At 71.0% G+C, this 20,766-nt stretch carries 16 protein-coding genes and 1 pseudogene; 8 read left to right on the forward strand and 9 right to left on the reverse strand.

The features are described 5' to 3' along the window. Positions 1 to 62: 62 nt before the first annotated feature. On the forward strand, positions 63 to 1,763 hold the full coding sequence (locus ACIOJD_RS33100; protein ID WP_401919982.1) for an MDR family MFS transporter: 1,701 nt from the start codon (positions 63 to 65) through the stop codon (positions 1,761 to 1,763). Between the two features lie 175 nt (positions 1,764 to 1,938). Next, entirely contained in the window at positions 1,939 to 2,385 is a 447-nt protein-coding gene (locus ACIOJD_RS33105; protein WP_401919983.1) for a VOC family protein, read from the forward strand. Positions 2,386 to 2,485: 100 nt separating this feature from the next. On the opposite strand, the gene cseC is transcribed toward ACIOJD_RS33105, so the two are convergent. The 6 genes from cseC to ACIOJD_RS33135 form a co-directional block, all read right to left on the reverse strand. Further along, positions 2,486 to 3,811 (reverse strand): two-component system sensor histidine kinase CseC, encoded by a 1,326-nt coding sequence (gene cseC, locus ACIOJD_RS33110; RefSeq protein WP_401919984.1) that lies wholly within the window; start codon positions 3,809 to 3,811, stop codon positions 2,486 to 2,488. Between the two features lie 34 nt (positions 3,812 to 3,845). Continuing rightward, on the reverse strand, positions 3,846 to 4,550 hold the full coding sequence (gene cseB, locus ACIOJD_RS33115) for a two-component system response regulator CseB (RefSeq protein WP_401919985.1): 705 nt from the start codon (positions 4,548 to 4,550) through the stop codon (positions 3,846 to 3,848). A 10-nt stretch (positions 4,551 to 4,560) separates the two neighbouring features. Continuing rightward, the gene (locus ACIOJD_RS33120) at positions 4,561 to 5,430 is read right to left on the reverse strand and encodes a hypothetical protein (protein ID WP_401919986.1); all 870 of its coding nucleotides are present in this window, start codon (positions 5,428 to 5,430) and stop codon (positions 4,561 to 4,563) included. After that, the gene (locus ACIOJD_RS33125) at positions 5,418 to 6,074 is read right to left on the reverse strand and encodes a SigE family RNA polymerase sigma factor (RefSeq protein ID WP_401919987.1); all 657 of its coding nucleotides are present in this window, start codon (positions 6,072 to 6,074) and stop codon (positions 5,418 to 5,420) included. The genes ACIOJD_RS33120 and ACIOJD_RS33125 overlap by 13 nt, the downstream gene beginning before the upstream one ends. A gap of 236 nt (positions 6,075 to 6,310) precedes the next feature. Further along, positions 6,311 to 7,231: an A/G-specific adenine glycosylase gene (locus ACIOJD_RS33130; RefSeq protein WP_401919988.1), complete on the reverse strand. Its 921-nt coding sequence runs from the start codon at positions 7,229 to 7,231 to the stop codon at positions 6,311 to 6,313. A gap of 478 nt (positions 7,232 to 7,709) precedes the next feature. Further along, positions 7,710 to 8,399, reverse strand: coding sequence for a phosphatase PAP2 family protein (locus ACIOJD_RS33135; protein WP_401919989.1), 690 nt, complete (start codon positions 8,397 to 8,399; stop codon positions 7,710 to 7,712). A 320-nt stretch (positions 8,400 to 8,719) separates the two neighbouring features. Here ACIOJD_RS33135 and ACIOJD_RS33140 point away from each other — a divergent pair, with 320 nt between their 5' ends. After that, positions 8,720 to 9,592, forward strand: coding sequence for a hypothetical protein (locus tag ACIOJD_RS33140; protein WP_401919990.1), 873 nt, complete (start codon positions 8,720 to 8,722; stop codon positions 9,590 to 9,592). A 185-nt stretch (positions 9,593 to 9,777) separates the two neighbouring features. Here ACIOJD_RS33140 and disA read toward each other — a convergent pair whose 3' ends face one another. Next, the gene (disA, locus tag ACIOJD_RS33145; RefSeq protein ID WP_401889866.1) at positions 9,778 to 10,902 is read right to left on the reverse strand and encodes a DNA integrity scanning diadenylate cyclase DisA; all 1,125 of its coding nucleotides are present in this window, start codon (positions 10,900 to 10,902) and stop codon (positions 9,778 to 9,780) included. Positions 10,903 to 10,946: 44 nt separating this feature from the next. Next, positions 10,947 to 12,356 (reverse strand): DNA repair protein RadA, encoded by a 1,410-nt coding sequence (radA, locus tag ACIOJD_RS33150; RefSeq protein ID WP_401919992.1) that lies wholly within the window; start codon positions 12,354 to 12,356, stop codon positions 10,947 to 10,949. Between the two features lie 166 nt (positions 12,357 to 12,522). Here radA and ACIOJD_RS33155 point away from each other — a divergent pair. Continuing rightward, positions 12,523 to 13,341: pseudogene (locus tag ACIOJD_RS33155) on the forward strand (hypothetical protein); the annotation flags it as partial. Between the two features lie 1,780 nt (positions 13,342 to 15,121). On the opposite strand, the gene ACIOJD_RS33160 reads toward ACIOJD_RS33155, so the two are convergent. Next, positions 15,122 to 16,033: a hypothetical protein gene (locus ACIOJD_RS33160; protein WP_401919993.1), complete on the reverse strand. Its 912-nt coding sequence runs from the start codon at positions 16,031 to 16,033 to the stop codon at positions 15,122 to 15,124. A 40-nt stretch (positions 16,034 to 16,073) separates the two neighbouring features. Between ACIOJD_RS33160 and ACIOJD_RS33165 the strand changes: the two genes are divergently transcribed. From ACIOJD_RS33165 to ilvD, 4 genes are all read left to right on the forward strand, one after another. After that, positions 16,074 to 17,006 carry a Ppx/GppA family phosphatase gene (locus ACIOJD_RS33165; protein ID WP_401919994.1) on the forward strand — a complete coding sequence of 311 codons (933 nt, stop codon included), beginning with the start codon at positions 16,074 to 16,076 and terminating at the stop codon, positions 17,004 to 17,006. Positions 17,007 to 17,072: 66 nt separating this feature from the next. After that, on the forward strand, positions 17,073 to 18,104 hold the full coding sequence (locus ACIOJD_RS33170; RefSeq protein WP_401919995.1) for a sugar phosphate isomerase/epimerase family protein: 1,032 nt from the start codon (positions 17,073 to 17,075) through the stop codon (positions 18,102 to 18,104). Between the two features lie 13 nt (positions 18,105 to 18,117). Continuing rightward, positions 18,118 to 18,732, forward strand: a complete 615-nt coding sequence (locus ACIOJD_RS33175) for a TetR family transcriptional regulator (protein WP_401919996.1) — start codon at positions 18,118 to 18,120, stop codon at positions 18,730 to 18,732. Between the two features lie 150 nt (positions 18,733 to 18,882). Then, positions 18,883 to 20,733, forward strand: a complete 1,851-nt coding sequence (ilvD, locus tag ACIOJD_RS33180; RefSeq protein ID WP_401919998.1) for a dihydroxy-acid dehydratase — start codon at positions 18,883 to 18,885, stop codon at positions 20,731 to 20,733. Positions 20,734 to 20,766: the final 33 nt, after the last annotated feature.

Here is a 20,766-nt window from a genome sequence, read left to right on the forward strand (position 1 = left end):
AGTGAACTTGCCGGGCGGCAAGTAAGTGTATCGGGGCGCAGGGAGTACAGGGGATGGGGAAGATGAGTTCAACCGGGAAACGGGCGGGGAACGCCGCGGCGGCCGACGGGACCGGCGAAGTCGGAGAGGTCGGGGAGGCCGGCAGGGCTGATGCGGCCGACGGGACCGGTAAGGGCCGAATAGCCGAGGCTGCCGAGAAGGGCGACGCCGCCGAGAAGGCCGCGCCGCAGCCGCGCAGCGTACGCGTGGTGCTGCTCGCGCTGATGATCGCGATGCTGCTGGCCATGCTGGACAACATGATCGTCGGTACCGCGATGCCGACCATCGTCGGCGAGCTGGGCGGCCTCGAACATCTGTCCTGGGTGGTCACCGCCTACACCCTGGCGACCGCTGCCTCGACGCCGATCTGGGGCAAGCTCGGCGACATCTACGGGCGCAAGGGTGTCTTCCTCACCTCGATCGTGATCTTCCTGATCGGATCGGTACTCAGCGGCATGGCTCAGGACATGAGCCAGCTGATCGGCTTCCGAGCTGTTCAGGGCCTTGGCGCGGGCGGTCTGATGGTCGGCGTCATGGCGATCATCGGAGACCTCGTCCCGCCCCGCGAGCGTGGCAAGTACCAGGGCATGATGGCCGGCGTCATGGCGCTCGCCATGATCGGCGGACCGCTGGTCGGCGGCACCATCACCGACAATCTCGGCTGGCGCTGGAGTTTCTACATCAACCTGCCGCTCGGCGCGGTGGCGCTCGCGATGATCACGATCGTCCTGCACCTGCCCGCCAAGAAGCGCTCGGGCGTCAAGGTCGACTACCTCGGTGCCGCGCTGCTGACCGTCGGCATCACCGCGATCGTGCTGGTGACCACCTGGGGCGGTACGGAGTACGCCTGGAGCTCCGCGATGATCATGGAGCTGATCGCGATCGGTGTCGTCGCCCTCATCGGCTTCGTCATCGTGCAGACCAAGGCCCCCGAGCCGATCATGCCGTTGCACATCTTCCGCAACCGCAACTTCACGCTGATGTCCGTGATCGGGTTCCTGACCGGCTTCGTGATGTTCGGAGCGGTGCTCTTCCTGCCGCTGTACCAGCAGTCCGTACAGGGCGCCTCGGCCACCAACTCCGGTCTGCTGCTCCTGCCGATGCTCCTGTCGATGATGGCCGTCTCGCTGCTGGCGGGCCGGGTCACCACGAACACCGGCAAGTACAAGATCTTCCCGATCATGGGCGGCGGGCTGATGGTCGCGGGCCTCTTCCTGCTCGCGCAGATGGACACCGAGACCTCCCGGCTGACCTCGGGCGTCTACATGGCCGTGCTCGGCGCCGGTATGGGCTTCCTGATGCAGATCACCATGCTCGTCGCGCAGAACAGCGTCGAGATGAAGGACATGGGCGTCGCCTCCTCCTCGACCACCCTGTTCCGTACGCTCGGCAGCTCCTTCGGCGTCGCGATCATGGGCGCCCTGTTCAACGGCCGGGTGCAGGACGAGATGGCGTCCTCCGGCGGATCCGGAGTGACCGAGAAGTCCGCGCAGCTGGACGCCGCGAGCCTGGCGAAGCTGCCGGACGCGGTACGGGAGGTGTACCAGCACGCGGTGTCGTCCGGTACGCACGCGGCCTTCACGCTGGGGGCGGCGGTCGCGGTGATCGGTTTCGTCGCGGCCTTCTTCGTCAAGGAGGTCCCGCTGCGGGGCGCCGGACCGGAGGCGCCGGAGGTACGGGACGGAGCCGCGGCGGCCGGAGGCAAGGTTCCGCAGTCCGCCTGATCCCCGCGAGGGGTACCTGATCCTCGCGAGAGCCACTGATTCTCACGAGATCCACTGGCACGAGCCACTGACAACGGCCCCGGCGCACAAAGTGTGCGCCGGGGCCGTTGTCAGTGGCTCGTGCCAGCATCGTAGGTGTGGGTCATACGGGACGGCACGGCTGAGGGAGCACATCATGATCAAGGGGCTTGTCATCTCCACCGTCTGGGTCCTCGACCAGGACCGGGCGAAGGAGTTCTACACCGAGAAGCTGGGCCTGGAGGTGCGTACGGACATGACCCTGGGCGAAGGCGGGATGCGCTGGCTGACGGTCGGGGCGAAGGACCAGCCGGACGTGGTGCTGACCCTCATGGTGCCCGGCGGCCCCGGGATGGACGAGGAGTCCGCCGAGGCGGTCAGGAAGCTCGTGGCCAAGGGCGTGCTCGGCGCGGGAGTGCTGGCCACGGACGACGTCCACGGGGACTACGAGCGGCTCAGGGCGCGCGGCGTCGAATTCCTCCAGCCGCCGCAGGAGCGTCCATACGGCACGGAGGCGATCCTGCGCGACGACTCGGGCAACTGGTTCTCCTTCACGCAGCCACGCGAGGGCGAGCTGGACCTGGAGAAGGAATGGGCCCGCTGACACGGGACGCACCACGGTGCCTTCGGCCGTCCTGGGCCGACAGCCCCGACAGCCCCGACAGCCCCGACAGCCCCGACAGCCCCGACCGCCCCGACAGGCGCTAATGGTCCGGAAGGTCCGGGAACGAGAGCATCGGGAAGCTGCCCGTCGCCGTAGGAGCGTGTTCCGGGAGCCAGAGCACCGCGATCGCGCCTCCCTCGCCCGCCCGGCCCTTCGCGCCCGCCGGTATCACGTTGCGGAAGGTCAGCCGCGCCCCGAGGACCCGTGCCTGGCCCGCCGCGATCGTCAGGCCCAGGCCGTGGCCGTGCCCCGCGCGGTCGCTCGCGCCGGTCCGGAAGCGGCTCGGGCCCTCGCGCAGCAGCGCCTCGGGGAAGCCGGGGCCGTGGTCCCGTACGCGCACGACCCGGCCCTCGACCGTCACCTCGACCGGGGTGCCGCCGTGCCTGGCCGCGTTGGCCAGCAGATTGCCCAGGATGCGTTCCAGCCGCCGGGGATCGGTGCTGACCCAGGACTCGTGCACCACCTGGACCTTGATCTCGGGGTTCAGCAGGGTCAGCCGCCGCTCGACGAACTCGCCGAGCGCGATCTCCTGGAGTTCGGCGCGCTCCGACGCGCTGTCGAGCCTGGCCACCTCCAGGACGTCCTCGACCAGCGTCCGCATGGCCTGGGCCCGGTCCCGTACCAGCTCCGTGGGGCGTCCCGGCGGCAGCAGCTCGGCCGCCGTGAGCAGGCCCGTCACCGGTGTCCGCAGCTCGTGCGCGATATCCGCGGTGACCCGGCGCTCCGCCTCGATCCGCTCGTTCAGCGCGTCGGTCAGCGCGTCCACCGCGCGGGCCAGGTCGTCCGTCTCGTCGCGTACGATTCCGCCGACGGCCTCCCCGACCCGTACCTCCGTATTGCCCTGCGCGACCCGGCTCGCCGCGGCGGCCGCCCTGCGCAGCCGGCGCGAGAGCTGGCCGCCGATCAGCACGCCCAGGGCGCAGCCGCCGAAGACCACCGAGACCGAACCGATGATCAGGGACCGGTCCAGATACTTCATGATCGTGGTGGAGCGGTCGGCGAACTTGCTGTGCAGCGAGAGCACCGTCCCGTTGCCCAGCGGGACGGCCGCCCAGACGTCGGGCACGCCGCTCACGTTCTCCTGGACATAGGTCGCGCGCCGGCCCTGGTTCGTCTTGGACCGCAGCTCGTGCGGCAGCGTCGGGTCGTCGACCTTCATGCCGAACTTGGGCTCGTTGGTGGACTCGTACATCCGCTGCGCGAACAGCAGCCGCTCCAGCTGCACCTCACGGGCGTTGTCGAGCATCGAGACCCGGGCCGAGTTGTGCACCACAAGGCTCAGCGCCACCGCGACCAGCGCGCTGACGCCCGCGATGGCGATGCTGATCTTCCACCTGACGCCGGTGCGCAGGGCGAGCCGCTTCATGCCGTGAGCCGTTTCATGCCGGAGCCGTGCCGATTCATGCCTTGAGCTTGTAGCCGAAGCCCCGGACCGTATCGATCCGGTCCTGGCCGATCTTCGTGCGCAGCCGCTGGACATGGACGTCCACCACCCGGGTGTCGCCGCCCCAGCCGTAGTCCCAGACCCGCTCCAGCAGCCTGTCGCGGGAGAGCACGGTCCCGGGCGCGGACGAGAACTCCAGCAGCAGCCGCATCTCCGTCGGCGTCAGAGCCACCGGAGCGCCGCCCCTGCGTACCTCCATGCCCTCCGTGTCGATCTCCACATCGCCGAAGGTCAGCACACCGCGCTCGTCGGGTTCCCCGGTTCCGTCCAGCTCGCCCGCCGACCGTCCCGCGTGGCCGAAGCGGCGCAGTACGGCGCGGATGCGGGCGACCAGCACCGCCCCGTCGAAGGGCTTGGTCACGTAGTCGTCGGCGCCGGCCTCCAGGCCGAGCACCACATCGATCGAGTCGGCGCGCGCCGACAGCATGATCACGGGCACGGTCGACTCGTCACGGATACGCCGGCACAGGCTGACCCCGTCCAGGCCCGGCACCATCACATCGAGCAGCGCGATGTCAGGCTGGTCGGCGCGGAAGGCCTCCAGGCCGGAAAGTCCGTCCTGCATGGCGGTGACGGTGAAGCCGACGCGCTCCAGCGCGAGCTGTGTGGCCTCCCGGATGACGTCGTCGTCCTCGACGAAGAGGACATGGGTCTCTGCCATCCCCCGGCTCTCAGTTCTCGCTCGGCGTGGTCTGGGTGGGGGCGTCCACGTCGCCGTTGCCCACCGCTCTGCTGTAGTCGTTGTGTACGCGATAGCGCTCGGTGAACTTGGAATCGGCCCAGGTGTAGGTCACCACGTCCTCCCCCGAAGGGTACGAGACCGGGTCGCGCTTCCCGTACACCTGCTGGGTGACGACCAGTTCGCCCCGGTCGATCGTCGCGTAGACCGCGGGTTCCTCGACGGCGAAGATGTTCTGGTACGTGCCGTCCGCGCCGCTCGCGCTGTCCGCGGGGCTCTTGCCGCTCTCGACGCCCGCGCTGCTCGCGCCGTCCGCGCCGCCTCTGCCGTCTGCGCGCTCCGAGCGGTTCGCGCCGTCCGAACCGCTCGCTTCGGCCGGGCTGTCCGCGCCGCTCGCGTCGTCCGCGCCGGTCCCGTCACGCGCGGCGTCCGCGTCATTCGCGTCGCTCTTCGCGCGATAGACGTACGTCGCGATGCCGACCGAGTCGTCGCACGTCATCACATTGATCACGACATCGGGCACCGGGCCGCCGGTGAGGTCTCCGTACGAGGTGTCCACCGGATAGGCGTCCCCGGAACACGGTTTGAGATCCGTCTTGATCCGCTTGCTGACCTTGGGATCGCTCCGGAGGAGCGACACCGGCTCGACGGTCGTGGCGGCGGGCGACGACGCGGTCACCTTGGGAGTGGGGCCGCCTCGGTGGGCCGGTGTGTGCACGGCCGCGCCCTCGTCCCTGGTCCCGGTCCCCCCGGTCGAACAACTCGTCGTGAGCAGGCATATCGCGGCGAGGCCGGCCATGGCCGTGCCACCCGCCGCGAACGATCCTCGGCCCCACCAGCCGGGACCTCTCAGGCCGCGCACCTTTCCCGCCCCACTTCCTCGTGACCCTCACGGCCGCCGCGTGCGTCGCGACCGCCCCGAGCGTCACCCCTGTCACGTCGAACGGCACGACGCGGATTCGGCTGCTCCGGCGCGTGGCCGCCCGGCCGCCGGTTCTCCAGCGCTCGGCTGTCGAGGTCCCGGCTCTCCAGCTCCTGACGGAGCCGGGCCAGCGCGCGGTGCAGTGTGCTCTTGACCGTACCCACCGACATTCCGAGGGCCGCGGCCGTCTCTTCCGTACTCATCTGCTCCCAGTGTCGCAGCACGACGACACTGCGTTGCTTCGGAGCCAGAACTCCGAGGATGTCCATCAACAGGGCGCGGTTCGCGCGCTGTTCCGTGCCGTCCTCAACGCTCGCGTCGGGCAGCTGCTCGGTGGGGACCTCTTCGAGCCGCCGCGCCCGCCACCACTCCGTACGGGTGTTGATCATGACGCGTCGCAGGTAGGCGTCGGCGAGGGACTTGTCGGCGATGCCGTCCCAGCGGCCGAACGTACGGGCCAGGGCGGTCTGGAGCAGGTCCTGCGCGTCGACGGGGTCGGGCACGAGACGCCGTGCGCTGCGCAGCAGGGCCTCCTGCCGGGTCCGTACGTACTCCTCGAAACCGAGCACCTCGCTGTGCGCCATGCCAACCGCCTCCGACCCCGTGACAACCATGCCGTTCGCTTACGACACCGAAATTACGGAGCGGTTGTCACGAGGATGTGGGGGACAGCCGTCGGGGGACGCACGGCTGTCCATCGGTTGTGTAACGACGCTGGGTAACGGCCGTTGGACGACGGAATCCCGGTGCCGGGCCGCCGGGCCTACCGCGGACCGCGGACCCGCGGGGTCCGGATGGCGGCCGATGCGGTTCGGCGGCCTCAGCCTTGCGGCAGCCGGTAGACGCCGTCCTCCATCGGCTCGACCAGTCCGTCGGCGACCAGGCCGTCCAACGCCCTTGCCCGTTGCACCGGTTCGTCCCACACGGTGTCCAGGGCCGCCTGCGGGACCGGGCCGACCGCGTCGCGCAGTACGGCGAGGAGCCTGCCGCGCACCTGGCGGTCCGTGCCGGCGTACGTCTGGCCGCGCCGTGCCGGGCCCGCGTGCGCCGGCTTGCCGGCCAGTCGCCAGGCGCACTGCGTGGCGATCGGGCAGCGTACGCAGCCCTCGTTCTTCGCCGTGCAGATCAGCGCGCCCAGCTCCATGGAGGACGCGGCCCAGCGCGCCGCGGTCGGCGCGTCCTCCGGCAGCAGGGCGCGCGCCAGCTTGCGCTCGGCGGCCGTGGTCGCGTTCGGCGGGTACTGGACGCCGGCCACGGCGCGCGCGAAGACCCGGCGCACATTCGTGTCGAGCACGGCATGGCGCTGTCCGTACGCGAACGAGGCCACCGCGGCCGCCGTGTACTCACCGATCCCGGGCAGCGACAGCAGCTGGGAGTGCTCGCGGGGGACGTCACCGCTGTAACGCTCAGTTATCGCCTGGGCCGCGCCGTGCAACCGCAGCGCACGGCGCGGATAGCCGAGCCGGCCCCAGGCGCGGACGGCCTCGCCGGGGGCCTCGGCGGCCAGGTCGGCGGGGCGGGGCCAGCGGGCGAGCCACTGCTCGTACACCGGGAGGACCCGGCTGACCGGGGTCTGCTGAAGCATGAACTCGCTGACCATCACACCCCAGGCGCCCGCTTCGGGGCTGCGCCAGGGCAGGTCGCGCGCGTTTGTCTCGAACCACGCGATGACGGGGGTGTGGAGGGCGGAGGGATCGCCCGCGGTCGGAGGAGTCGCGGAATGCGCGGAGGTAGCAGTCATGGCACCACCGATCCTGGCACGTCCGGTGCCGCGGACGGCGCAGCGGGCGGGCGTACGCCCGAGGTTGTCGCGGGGGTGCATGCGATCAGCCCCTCAGGTGGCCTGAAGTGCCCGGTCGGTACCCCGGCTCGGGCTCGGGAACGTACTCCTCCGAGCCGTTCCCGCGCCCGATTCCGTGTTGGTTTCCGGTCCTGCTGTCCGTCGCGGCGGCCGGGCGAGGGGGACCGGCCCCGGCCGCGCGAGGGGTACGTGGCCGGTCCCCGGCGGTCCGGGCCCGGCGAAGACCGGCCGGACGGGACCTTCGGCCGGACGGGGCCTGGGGTCTTTCGTTTGGATCAGGCCGGATCAGGGAGCGGGGTCTGGTGCCGTGGATCGCAAGGCGGAGGAGTGAGGCGACGCGGAGCGTCGTGGAGTGACGGCAACGCGGCGAGGCGCGGTGCCGGGGCACGCGAGCCCGGCAAGATCCAAACGAGAGGCCCTAGCGGCGGCCCGCCCGCGTCGGGTGGTCCTGGCGGCCGACTCCGCCCGCCGCGTCCGCGTGCCGTCCGCGCGGCCGGTCCTCGTCGCCCGGTCCGGCCAGCAGGAGCGCCAGGCCCGACCGGCTGGTGCGCATCGTCTCCGCGAGCGCCGCCACGGGCCGGGTCGCCGCCAGGACCACGAGCGTGGCCACGACCGCGCCGAACACCAGCCCCACCGCCACGTCGTGCGGGTAGTGGACGCCGACGAAGACCCGGGAGAACGCCATCAGCAGCGCCATCGGGACGGTGAAGAACGCGAGACGGGGCCGGGCGAGGGCCAGCGCGATCGCGGCGGCGCCGGCGATCGTGGAGTGGTTGCTCGGGAAGGACCAGTCGCCGACCGGCGGGCAGGGGACGAGCGAGGCGGCGGCTCCCGCCACCGCCCGGCACGGCCTCTCCTCGTCCACGACCGACTTGAACGCCTCGCTGCACACATAGGCGACGGCGGTCGCGAGCGGGGCAAGTACCGCCACGGCGACGGCTCGTGAGGGCGCCGCACGGGCGTACCACCAGACGGCAATGAAGAGCACACCGAACAACAGCAGTCCGGCCTCCGTCCAGAGCTCGGCCAGGTGCTGCACCCAGGATGGGGTGGTATGGGCGAAATCGGTGATATCGCGATACAGATCGCTGGTTGCGCTGCTGTTCATGAGGAGAACGTACAGAGTTCGCCGGGAGTTCCCGCCACGGGCCGGGATCTGTGCGGCCCTTGGGGCGTTCCTCGCGGGTGTTTCCGGCCGAATCGGCTGCCGGATCCGGTACGGGTGTGGTCGCTGCCGCCGTACGGACGTGGTCGCCGCCGCCGTACGGACGTGGTTGTCGCCACCGGGCCGACGACGCTGCCGTATCCGTACGGATACGTACGCGGGAGACGTGATCGTCGCACTCCGGGATGATGATCCGTAAAACTTGCCAAGACGAGCGGCATATGGGGCGGGAGTTGGGCCCGATCTCTCGTACAGTTTGCGCTGTGGGATCTTTGCGCAATCCGGTCGGGCCGCTACCCTCCACCATCTACTGGCGACGGAGGGCAATTGCGGCGACGCTGATCGCGCTGCTCGCCGTGCTGGTCGTATGGGCCGTCACCTCCGGTGGAGGCGGCGGCAAGAAGGACGGCGACACATCCGACGGCGCGAATCCCGCGACGTCCATCACCCCCGGGCCCTCCGGATCGGGGCCCGCCATCAGTGAACAGCCGGGCGGCCGGGACGACTCGGGCGCGTCCGGTGAGAACGGCGGCGGTAGCGGCGGCGGTACGGACGCCGGTGGCGACGGCGGCAAGAACGGTGGCAGCGGCGGAACCGCAGACTCCGGCGGCGCGGGCGGTTCCGGCGGAGTGGACGGCTCGGGCGCCGAAGGCGCTTCCGGTGGCGGCGGTACGGGCGGTTCAGGCGTCGGCAGCACCACCTCGGGCCAACAGGTACCGGCCGGGTCCAGCCTCCCCAACTGCCCCCCGAAGTCGCTCACTTTGCGCCTCACCACCACCAAGGTCGCGTACGGGCCGGGCGAGAAGCCCACGTTCAGACTGACCGCCGAGAACACCTCCGGCACCGGCTGCAAGGTGGACCTCGGACCGAAGGCCGTGGTGCTGACCATCACCAACTCCGATGACGACCAGGTGTGGTCCTCCAAGGACTGCCCGAAGGTCGGCCCGCAGCTGTTCCAGGTCCCGGCGGACGGCACCATCACGCGCACCGTCGAGTGGGACCGCAAGAAGAGTGCCCCGGAGTGCGCCACCGCGCCCCCCGGCGCGGTCGGGCCGGGGACGTATCTGGTCGAGGCCAAGACGTCGGGCGCGACGGTGAAGCAGGGACAGCAGTCGATCCGCCTGGAGAAGGACTGAGCACAGGGCAACTCACCAGAATCCGGGAGCCGGGATCCGGGAGCCAAGAACAAAAAGAGCCAGGAACCAGGAACCAAGGAACCAGGAACCAAGGAACCAGGAACGCTGACGCGACCGGCGACGACAATGCCCCGGCCTCTCGCATGAGGCCGGGGCATTGTCGCCGCTTACGTGCGTACCGCCCGCTACACGTACCGCTCCAGGATCGACGACTCCGCCAGCCGCGACAGGCCCTCGCGCACACTGCGCGCCCGCGCCTCGCCGACGCCGTCGACCGTCTGGAGATCGTCGACGCTCGCCGCCAACAGCTTCTGGAGCCCGCCGAAGTGCTCGACCAGCCGCTCGATGATGGCGCCCGGCAGCCGGGGCACCTTGGCCAGCAGCCGGTAACCACGCGGTGAGACCGCCGAGTCGAGCGTCTCGGGCGAGCCGCTGTATCCCAGCGCCCGCGCCACGATGGGCAGTTCGAGCAGCTCCGGGTGGCTCAGCGAGTCCAGCTCGGACAACGCCTCGTCGACCGTACGGGACCGCTTCGCGGTCGGCTCGGGGACATAGTCACGCGCGACCAGATCCCGCTCCGGCGCCACGCCCGCGATCAGCTCGTCCAGCTGGAGCGAGAGAAGCCGGCCGTCGGTGCCCAACTCGACCACGTACTCGGCGATCTCCGTGGCGATCCGGCGCACCATCTCCAGACGCTGCGCCACCGCCGTCACGTCCCGGACCGTCACCAGGTCCTCGATCTCCAGGGCGGAGAGCGTGCCCGCGACCTCGTCCAGACGGAGCTTGTAGCGCTCCAGGGTCGCCAGCGCCTGGTTCGCCCGCGACAGGATCGCCGCCGACTCCTCCAGGACCCGGCGCTCCCCGTTCACGTACAGCGCGATCAGCCGCATCGACTGCGATACGGAGACCACCGGGAAGCCGCACTGCTTGGACACGCGGTCCGCCGTGCGGTGGCGGGTGCCGGTCTCCTCCGTGGGGATGGAGGACTCCGGCACCAGCTGCACGCCGGCGCGCAGAATCTTGGTGATGTCCTTGTCGAGAATCAGCGCGCCGTCGAGCTTGCACAGTTCGCGCAAGCGCGTCGCGGTGAACTCCACGTCCAGCACAAAACCGCCGGTGCACATCGACTCGACGGTCTTGTCCATGCCGAGGACGATCAGACCGCCGGTGTTACCGCGCAGGATTCGCTCCAGCCCGTCGCGCAGGGCCATCCCCGGCGCGACAGCGCTCAGGGAGGCACGGATCAACGCTTCGTTGCCGGAGCCCGCGCCGGACTTTCCGGGTGCTGATGCCCGGTCGTTGGCTGCCACTGCACTCCTCCGGCTCGTACGGATGGGCGAGACCAGGGCAAAGTCTACCGGCGCACGCTGTCCTCCCGTGGGGCGTCCGCACGACCCCGGCGCGGCAGCACCCTCAGAGCGTCCCCCATGTCGGCGACTTCCGTGACCTTCATACCGGCAGGGATCTTCCCCGGATCGGTCGGGACAAGGGCCTGGGTGAAGCCGAGGCGGTGTGCCTCGGCGAGCCTGCGCTGGACGCCCGTCACCCTTCTGACCTCGCCCGCGAGGCCCACCTCGCCGATCGCGACCAGGTTTTTCGGCAGTGGGGTGTCGCTGGCGGCGGACGCCAGCGCGAGCGCGATCGCCAGATCCGCTGCGGGCTCGGAGAGCTTCACACCGCCCACCGTCGCGCTGTAGATGTCACGTTTTCCGAGTGCGCTGATCCGGCCGCGCTGCTCCAGTACGGCGAGCATCATCGAGACCCGGGAGGTCTCCAGCCCGGAGGTGGTACGCCGGGGCGAAGGGATCTGCGAATCGACGGTGAGCGCCTGCACCTCGGCGACGAGCGGGCGGCGGCCTTCGAGCGTCACGGTGAGGCAGGTGCCGGGGACGGGCTCGTCGCGCCGGGTGAGGAACAGCCCCGACGGGTCGGTGAGTCCGGTGATCCCCTCGTCGTGCAGCTCGAAGCAGCCGACCTCGTCGGTCGCTCCGTACCGGTTCTTGATGCCGCGGACGAGCCGCAGCCGGGCGTGCCGGTCGCCCTCGAAGGACAGCACGACGTCCACGAGATGTTCGAGCAGGCGGGGACCCGCGATCGCGCCGTCCTTGGTGACATGTCCCACCAGCAGGGTGGACATGCCGCGCTCCTTGGAGGCCCGGATGAGCGCGCCGGCGACCTCCCGGACCTGGGCCATGCCGCCCGGCGCCCCGTCGATCTCGGGCGAGGCCACGGTCTGTACGGAGTCCAGGATGAGCAGCGAGGGTTTGACCGCGTCGAGATGGCCGAGGACCGCGGACAGATCGGTCTCGGCGGCGAGGTAGAGATGGTCGTCGATGGCCTTGATCCGGTCGGCGCGCAGCCGCACCTGGCTGGCGGACTCCTCGCCCGTCACATAGAGCGTGCGGTGTTCGTCGGAGGCCGCTTTCGCCGCGACGTCGAGCAGCAGCGTGGACTTCCCGACGCCCGGCTCGCCCGCGAGCAGCACGACGGCGCCGGGCACGAGCCCGCCGCCGAGCACCCGGTCCAACTCGTCGACACCGGTGGAGCGCGCGGTGGCCGTACGCACGTCGACCTGGCCGATGGGGAGCGCGGCGGTGGAGACCCGGCCCGCCGAGGTGGTCCGCACCGCGGGCGCGCCGTACTCCTCGACCGTCCCCCACGCCTGGCATTCGGGGCATCGGCCGAGCCATTTGGCGGTCGTCCAGCCGCACTCGGTGCAGCGGTAGGACGGCCTGTCCTTGGCGGATTTCGTACGGGCAGCCATGGCGTCACCGTATAGGGGGCCACCGACAGCCCGGACAGTGAGAGGGCGCGCATCGCGGACGTACACCGCGCTGTCGCCTCAGGCAGGGCCCCGGACGGCGGCGAAACTCATCGGAATGCCGCGTTCCTGTCCCCTTTTGAGGGATACATTCACCCGTAAGGATTAAATGTGCTCAAGGGGTAGCAAGGGTGCGGTTCAGGCTGTCTACCGTCGCCGGGTGAAGAGCCGCAGCCCCGACACCTCCCCTCGCACCACCGGCGCACACCGCGCACTCCATCGTGCGCCCCGTCCGGCGGCGCAGCGCCCGCCCGCGCGGTACGAGCCGTATCTGGACGGTCTGTTCACCTACTGCCTCTCGGTGCTCTGCGACCACGACGTGGCCACCGAGGTACTCGGTGAGGTGCTGTCCATCTCCGAGCGCCAGTACGGCCGTTGCCCCTCGGGCGCGGGGGAGCGCAAGGCCTGGCTGTACGCCCTCGCCCGCTGGGCGTGCCTGCGCCGGCTCACCGAACAGCGCCGCCGGAGGCAGGGGGCGCATTCGGGTCACCGCGAGCCGGAACCCGCACCGGCGGTCGCCGTCGCACCCGAGACCGCCGAGCGCCGTCGGCGTGAACTCTCCTTGCTGGCCTGGCCCGAGGCGGCCGGTACGACCCCCGAACAGCGGGAGATCCTGGAACTGGCCGTACGGCACCAGCTCGGCCCGCGCGCTGCCGCCGCCGTGCTGTCCATGGAACCCGCGGCTGCCCGTGAACTGCTCGCCTCCGCCGCCTGCGAGGTGGAACGCACCCGCGCGGCGCTCGCCGTGGTCGACACCGGCGACTGCCCTTCCGTCGCGCGGCTCACCGGCGACAGCCGGGTGCTGCTCTCCGCCACGCTCCGGCGCGAACTCGTCCGGCACGTGGACGACTGCCCGCGCTGCCGCCGCGCCGCCGAGCGCGCCGAGGCCGCGGGACCGTGGCCGGGGTCGCGTACGTCACCGGCCTCGTCGGACTCCTTCGCCGCCTCTTTCGCCGCGCCGAATGCCTCCGACGCGCCGCACGCACGGACGACACGGGAGGCGCGCGGGACACGGGCGCGGGAGGCAACGGAGGCGCGCGGGACACGGGAGGCACAGGAAGCACCGGAGGCGCGCGGGGCACGGGAGGCGCAGGAGGTACACGAGGCACGGGAGGCACGGGAGACACAGGAGGCGCGGCACGCGCCGAAGGCGGCTGGCACGTCGAGTCCCACGGAGGCCTCGGGCACCTCGCGGACCTCGGACGCCCCGGAGACCTCCGGCACCTTCGCCGCCACGGACGTGCTGGGTGCCCCGGACGCGGAGTCCCGCGCGCCCGGCGCGCGCGGCGCGCCCGGGGCTCCCGCCTCTTCCGGCAGTGCGCCGGGCGCCGCCGTCCTGCCGCTCGTCGAGGTGCCGAGGTCCGCCGCGTACACCGCCATGACGCGGGTGCCCCGGGCCCGCGCGGCTGCGCCGCGCTTCGGCCGCAACGGCTTCCCCCTGGACCCCAAGGACCGCGCGGCCCGCCGGGACCGGTTGCGCGCGCGGGCCGTGACGACCACGGTCGTGGCGACTGTCGTCGCCGCTCCCGTCATCGCCCTCTGGACGGCGTACCGCGGCGCGCCGCAGACGGGGGAGGGGCACGAAGGCGCCTCGGTCAGCGCCGGTGAGAGCGACGGACCGCCCGGCCTCGACGGACAGCCGTACGACGCGGACGAGCGCGACAAGCACAACCAGTACCGCCATCGCTATCGCCACGGGTACGACGAGTACTACGAGAACGCCGGCAGTGCCCGGAGCAGGCTCGGCTCCGGCTTCGTCGAGGACCCTCACCCGCCCGACGTCTCGGTCGAGGTCATCGGCGACGGCACCGCCGCCCCGCCGGTCGGCCCGGAGCGGCAGGCATCCGGCCACCTCACGGTTGAGGCGTGGCCGGACGGTGACACGACGGCGATCACGCTCGGCGGGTCCGGCGGCGCGCCGGTCTCCTGGACCGCCGGAACCATGGCCCCCTGGCTCAAGCTGAGCCGTCACTACGGCACGCTCGCCCCCGGCGAATCGATCACGATCCGTGCCGCCGTCGACCACCGGCGCGAGCCTGCCGGGCCGTGGAGCGCGCGGATCGCGCTGTATCCGGCGGGTTCGGTGGTGAAGATCCATGGGTACGGCTCCAGGCCGCCGTCGTCGGACCGCCCGGGGCGACCCGGCCACCACCCGGGCCACCCGGGCCCTTCAGGTCATCAATCAGGTCATCAATCCGGCCACCCGGGCCATCACAGCGGCGATCCCGGGCAGCGTCCCGGCCGTCCCGGGACCGGTGGCCCGACACCTCCGGGCTCCTCGGTTCCCGGTTCCGGTACGGCGCGTCCGTCCGGTACGGCGCGTCCTTCCGGTCCGGGGCCGTCGCACCCGACCGGTCCCGGGCCCTCGGCCCCCGGCTCCGGTCCCGCCTCCGGCGACCCGTCGCCGTCGGCCCCGGGCTCCGCGACGGCGAGTCACCCGGGGCCGCCGTCCCCGTCGAGCTGACCCGAGCCGCCGACCGAGCCGACCGAGCACGCCCATCCGATCGAGCCGATCAAGCCGATCAAGCCCGCCCATCCCGATCGAGCCGATCAAGCCGACCGGCCCGATCAGACCGGCCCGGACCTTCGCCCGAGCCATGTCATGTCCTGCCCTCTCCTGCCCTCTCCTGTCACGTCATGACAGGCCCAGGACCGAGCCGGCGACAGGCCCAGGACCGAGCCGGCGACAGGCCCTGACCGAGCCCCGTTCAGGCCTTCGAACCAGCCCCCGGACCTGCCGGAATCCCCGGATCTGCCGGATTCCCCGGACCCGCCGGGTCCGCCGGATGCGGCGCCACCAGCGGAAGTTCGCTCGCCACGCGCTGCTCGCACAGCTCGACCAGCACGTCGTACGCCTCCTTGCCCATCAGCTCGGTCAGCTCCGGCCGGTACGTCTTGTACACCGGGTCGCCCGCCCCGTGCGCCGAGGTCGCCGACGTGCACCACCAGTGCAGGTCGTGGCCGCCCGGCCCCCAGCCGCGCCGGTCGTACTCACCGATCGTCACCTGAAGCACGCGCGTGTCGTCGGGCCGCTCGATCCAGTCGTACGTACGCCGTACCGGCAGCTGCCAGCAGACGTCCGGCTTCGTCTCCAGCGGCTCGCGCCCCTCGCGCAGCGCCAGGATGTGCAGCGAGCAGCCGGCGCCGCCACCGAAACCGGGACGGTTCTGGAAGATGCACGACCCCTCCCAGCGGCGCGTCTGGCGCTCGCCGTCCTCGTCGGTCTGCGTCCAGCCCGTGGCCTTCCCCTCGTCGTGGAACTGCCACAGGTCAGGGGTGAGCCGTGCCACATGCCCGGCGACCCGCTTCTCATCGTCCTCGTCGGAGAAGTGCGCGCCCAGCGTGCAGCAGCCGTCGTCGGCCCGGCCTGCCTGGATGCCCTGGCAGCCGCTGCCGAAGATGCAGGTCCACCGCGAGGTGAGCCAGGTCAGATCGCAGCGGAAGAGCTGTTCGTCGTCGGCCGGGTCCGGGAACTCGACCCAGGCGCGGGCGAAGTCCAGGCCCTTCTCGTCAGGGATCTTCGGCGCCTTGCTCCGCACCGCGTGCTGCGTCTCCCGCCGCTGATCCTGCTTCTTCGGGTCCTTGGCTTTGCCCGGCTTCGCCTTTTTCGTCTTTGGCACAGGTCCAGCGTATGCGCGCGACAGCAGTAGCGTTCCGTTCATGAGACTCGGAGTCCTCGACGTCGGTTCGAACACGGTTCATCTGCTCGCGGTCGATGCCCACCGCGGCGCCCGTCCGCTGCCGGCGCATTCGTACAAGGCTGAGCTGAGACTCGCCGAACTCCTCGACGAGCACGGCGCGATCGGCCCCGAGGGCGTCGACCGGCTGGTGTCCACCATCGCCGACGCGCTCCAGGCGGCCGAGGACAAGGGCTGTGAGGCCGTACTGCCGTTCGCGACCTCCGCTGTACGAGAGGCCAGCAACGCCGACCAGGTCCTCGGGCGGATCAAGAGCGAGACCGGAGTGGATCTCGAAGTCCTCAGCGGCGAACAGGAGGCCCGGCTCACCTTCCTCGCCGCCCGCCGCTGGTTCGGCTGGTCGGCCGGGAAACTGCTGGTCCTGGACATCGGCGGCGGCTCGCTGGAGATCGCGTACGGCATCGACGAGGAGCCGGACGCCGCCGTCTCCCTGCCCCTGGGCGCGGGCCGGCTCACGGCCGGCTGGCTGCCCGGCGACCCGCCCGACCCGATCGACGTGAAGGCGCTGCGCCGTCACGTACGCGCGCAAATCGCCCGTACGGTCGGGGAGTTCGCGCGGATCGGCAGCCCGGACCATGTGGTCGCGACGTCCAAGACCTTCCGGCAGCTGGCCCGGATCGCCGGAGCCGCCCGCTCCGCCGACGGCCTCTACGTCCAGCGCGAACTGAGTCGTACGTCACTGGAGGAGTGGGTGCCCAAGCTTGCCGGGATGACCTCCCTCCAGCGCGCGGAACTCCCCGGCGTGTCCGACGGCCGCTCCGCCCAGTTGCTGGCGGGAGCGCTGGTCGCGGAGGGGGCGATGGACCTGTTCGGCGTCGAGATACTGGAGGTCTGTCCCTGGGCTCTGCGCGAGGGAGTCATCCTTCGCCGTCTCGACCGGCTCCCGTCCGGCTGAGGCGCCCGGGGCCCGTCCCGGACGGTCAACTCCCGAGCACCTGAGCGTGACCCGTACGCTGTCTCCGTGGCAGAACCAGTGGTGCGCGTCCCGGCTGCGAAGGTCGCCCTGTCGACGGCCTCGGTCTATCCCGAGTCGACGGCGACGGCCTTCGAGATTGCCGCGCGCCTGGGCTACGACGGTGTCGAGGTCATGGTCTGGACGGATCCGGTCAGTCAGGACATCGAGGCGCTGCGCCGGCTCTCCGACTATCACCAGGTCCCCATACTCGCCGTTCACGCGCCGTGTCTGCTGATCACCCAGCGGGTCTGGTCGACGGATCCGTGGGTGAAGCTCCAGCGGGCGCGGGCGGCGGCCGAGAGACTCGGGGCCTCGACCGTGGTCGTCCATCCGCCGTTCCGCTGGCAGCGGCAGTACGCGCGCGACTTCGTCACCGGCATATGGCGGATGGCGGGGGAGACCGATGTGCGATTCGCGGTCGAGAACATGTATCCCTGGCGCTACCGCGACCGCGAGATGCTCGCGTACGCACCCGACTGGGATGTCACCAAGGACGACTACCGGCACTTCACCGTCGACCTCTCGCACACCGCGACCGCCCGCACCGACGCCATGGCCATGATCGACCGGATGGGCGACCGGCTGGGGCATGTCCACCTCGCGGACGGCAAGGGCTCCGGGAAGGACGAGCACCTGGTGCCGGGCCGCGGCACGCAGCCGTGCGCCGAGCTGCTGGAGCGGCTGGCGGGCAGCGCGTTCGACGGGCATGTCGTGATCGAGGTCAACACCCGGCGCGCGATGTCCGCCGCCGAGCGCGAGGCGGATCTGGCGGAGGCGCTGGCCTTCGCCAGGCAGCACCTGGCGCCGTCGTCCGCCGCGGCGCGCGCTTCCCGTACGGCGTCGGGCGCGCCACAGGCCACCACGGCTTCCGCGTCCGCTTCCACGGCTTCCGCGTCCGGTTCCGCGTCTTCCGCGTCCGGTTCTCCGTCGGGTTCCCGGTCCTCGTCGGGTTCCCGGTCTTCCTCCGGTCCCCGGTCCTCGTCGCGTCCCCGGTCCTCGTCCGGTCCGTCGGGCTCCTCGGGGGCGCGCCCGTCATGAACGGCACAGCCGGATGACCGGTGACCCGGCCCCCCGCCGTCGTGGCCGCCCCGCCCGCAAGGACACGGACACCGGCCCGAGCGCCCAGCAGAAGATCCTGGACGCGGCCCGCGCCGAATTCGCCGAACGCGGTTACGACAAGACGTCCATCCGGGGCATCGCCAAGGCGGCCGGTGTCGACCCGGCGCTCGTCCACCACTACTTCGGTACGAAGGACGAGGTCTTCGCGGCCGCCATCGAGGTCTCCTTCGAACCCGCCCTGGATGTGCCGGCCGTCCTGTCCGGGGACCCGGACCACATCGGCGAACGGCTCGCGCGCTACTTCGTCGCGGTCTGGGAGAACCCGGTCACCAGGGCTCCGCTGCTCGCGATCATCCGCTCCGCCCTGACGCACGAGACGGCGGCGAACGTACTGCGTACGTTCGTACTACGCCGGTTGCTGGGCCGGATCGCGGAGGAACTCGACGTACCGAATCCGACGTTCCGCGCCGAACTGGCCGCCTCGCACATGCTCGGGATCGCGTTCCTGCGGTATGTGATCCGGGCGGAACCGCTGGCGTCGGCGGACACCGAGGAGATCATCACGATGGTGGCGCCCACGCTTCAGCGCTACCTGACCGAGGCCTGAGCGGGCCGCGATCCCGTCAACCGCCCGGATCCTGCTGACCGAAGCTGCCCGAAAGCTGAACAGTCGTCCCGTATCCCGGACGTAGTGTCCAGATCTTGGATCCGGGGCGTACGCTCGAAGAAGTCATATCTGCTGAAGGAGCGAGAGACGATGCCTGAGCTGAGGTCCCGCACTGTCACCCACGGCCGCAATATGGCGGGCGCGCGCGCCCTTATGCGAGCGTCGGGCGTAGCGAGCGAGGACATCGGCAAGCCGATTGTCGCGGTGGCCAACTCCTTCACCGAGTTCGTGCCGGGCCACACCCACCTCGCGCCGGTCGGCCGGATCGTCTCCGAGGCGATCAAGGCGGCGGGCGCGGTGCCGCGCGAGTTCAACACGATCGCGGTCGACGACGGCATCGCGATGGGCCACGGCGGAATGCTGTACTCCCTGCCGTCCCGCGATCTGATCGCCGACTCCGTCGAGTACATGGTCGAGGCGCACTGCGCCGACGCGCTGATCTGCATCTCCAACTGCGACAAGATCACCCCGGGCATGCTGATGGCCGCGATGCGCCTCAACATCCCCACGGTCTTCGTCTCCGGCGGCCCGATGGAGGCCGGCAAGGCGACCCTCGTGGACGGTACGGTCCGCAAGCTCGACCTGATCAACGCCATCTCGGACGCGGTCGACGAGAGTGTCTCGGACGCGGACCTCCTCCGTATCGAGGAGAACGCCTGCCCGACCTGCGGTTCCTGTTCCGGCATGTTCACCGCCAACTCGATGAACTGCCTGACCGAGGCCATGGGCCTCTCGCTGCCCGGCAACGGCTCGGTGCTCGCCACGCACACGGCGCGCAAGGCGCTGTACGAGAACGCCGGCCGGACGGTCGTCGAGATCGCCAAGCGCCACTACGAGCAGGACGACGAGTCGGTCCTGCCGCGCAATATCGCCACCCGCGCGGCCTTCGACAACGCCATGGCCCTCGACATCGCCATGGGCGGCTCGACCAACACGATCCTCCACCTGCTCGCCGCCGCCCAGGAGGCCGAACTGGGCTACGACCTCTCGGACATCGACGCCGTCTCGCGCCGCGTCCCCTGCCTGTCCAAGGTCGCGCCGAACGTCGCCCCCGGGGGCACGTACTACATGGAGGACATTCACCGGGCCGGTGGCATCCCCGCCATCCTCGGTGAGCTGTACCGCGGCGGTCTGCTCAACGAGGACGTGCACACCGTCCACTCGCCGAGCATCAAGGACTGGCTGGAGACCTGGGACGTGCGCGGCGGCTCGCCGTCCGACGAGGCCGTCGAGCTGTGGCACGCGGCGCCGGGCTGCAAACGCTCGGCCGAGGCCTTCTCCCAGTCCGAGCGCTGGGCCACGCTCGACACCGACGCCGCGGGCGGCTGCATCCGCGATGTCGCCCACGCCTACTCCAAGGACGGCGGCCTGGCGGTACTCAAGGGCAACCTCGCCGTCGACGGCTGTGTGGTGAAGACGGCCGGTGTCGACGAGTCGATCTGGACCTTCGAGGGCCCGGCCGTCGTCTGCGAATCGCAGGAACAGGCCGTGGAGAAGATCCTCCTCAAGGAGATCGCCGAGGGCGATGTGATCGTCATCCGCTACGAGGGACCGCGCGGCGGCCCCGGTATGCAGGAGATGCTCTACCCCACCTCGTACTTGAAGGGCCGTGGCCTCGGCAAGGCCTGCGCGCTGATCACCGACGGCCGTTTCTCCGGCGGCACGTCCGGCCTCTCGATCGGCCACGCCTCCCCGGAGGCGGCCTCGGGCGGCACGATCGCGCTGGTCAACGATGGTGACCGGATCCGGATCGACATCCCGAACCGTACGATCGAGCTCCTCGTCGGCGACGACGAGCTGGCCACGCGCCGCGCGTCGCTGAACGGTGTGTTCGCACCGGCCGACCGCGACCGCAAGGTCTCGGTGGCCCTGCGCGCGTACGCGGCGATGGCGACGAGCGCGGACAAGGGCGCGGTGCGGGACATCTCCCGTCTGGGCTGACGGCCTCGTACGTTTTGTGACGACGGTGCGCCC

This window comes from Streptomyces sp. NPDC088116 (assembly GCF_044741745.1).
GTDB lineage: Bacteria > Actinomycetota > Actinomycetes > Streptomycetales > Streptomycetaceae > Streptomyces.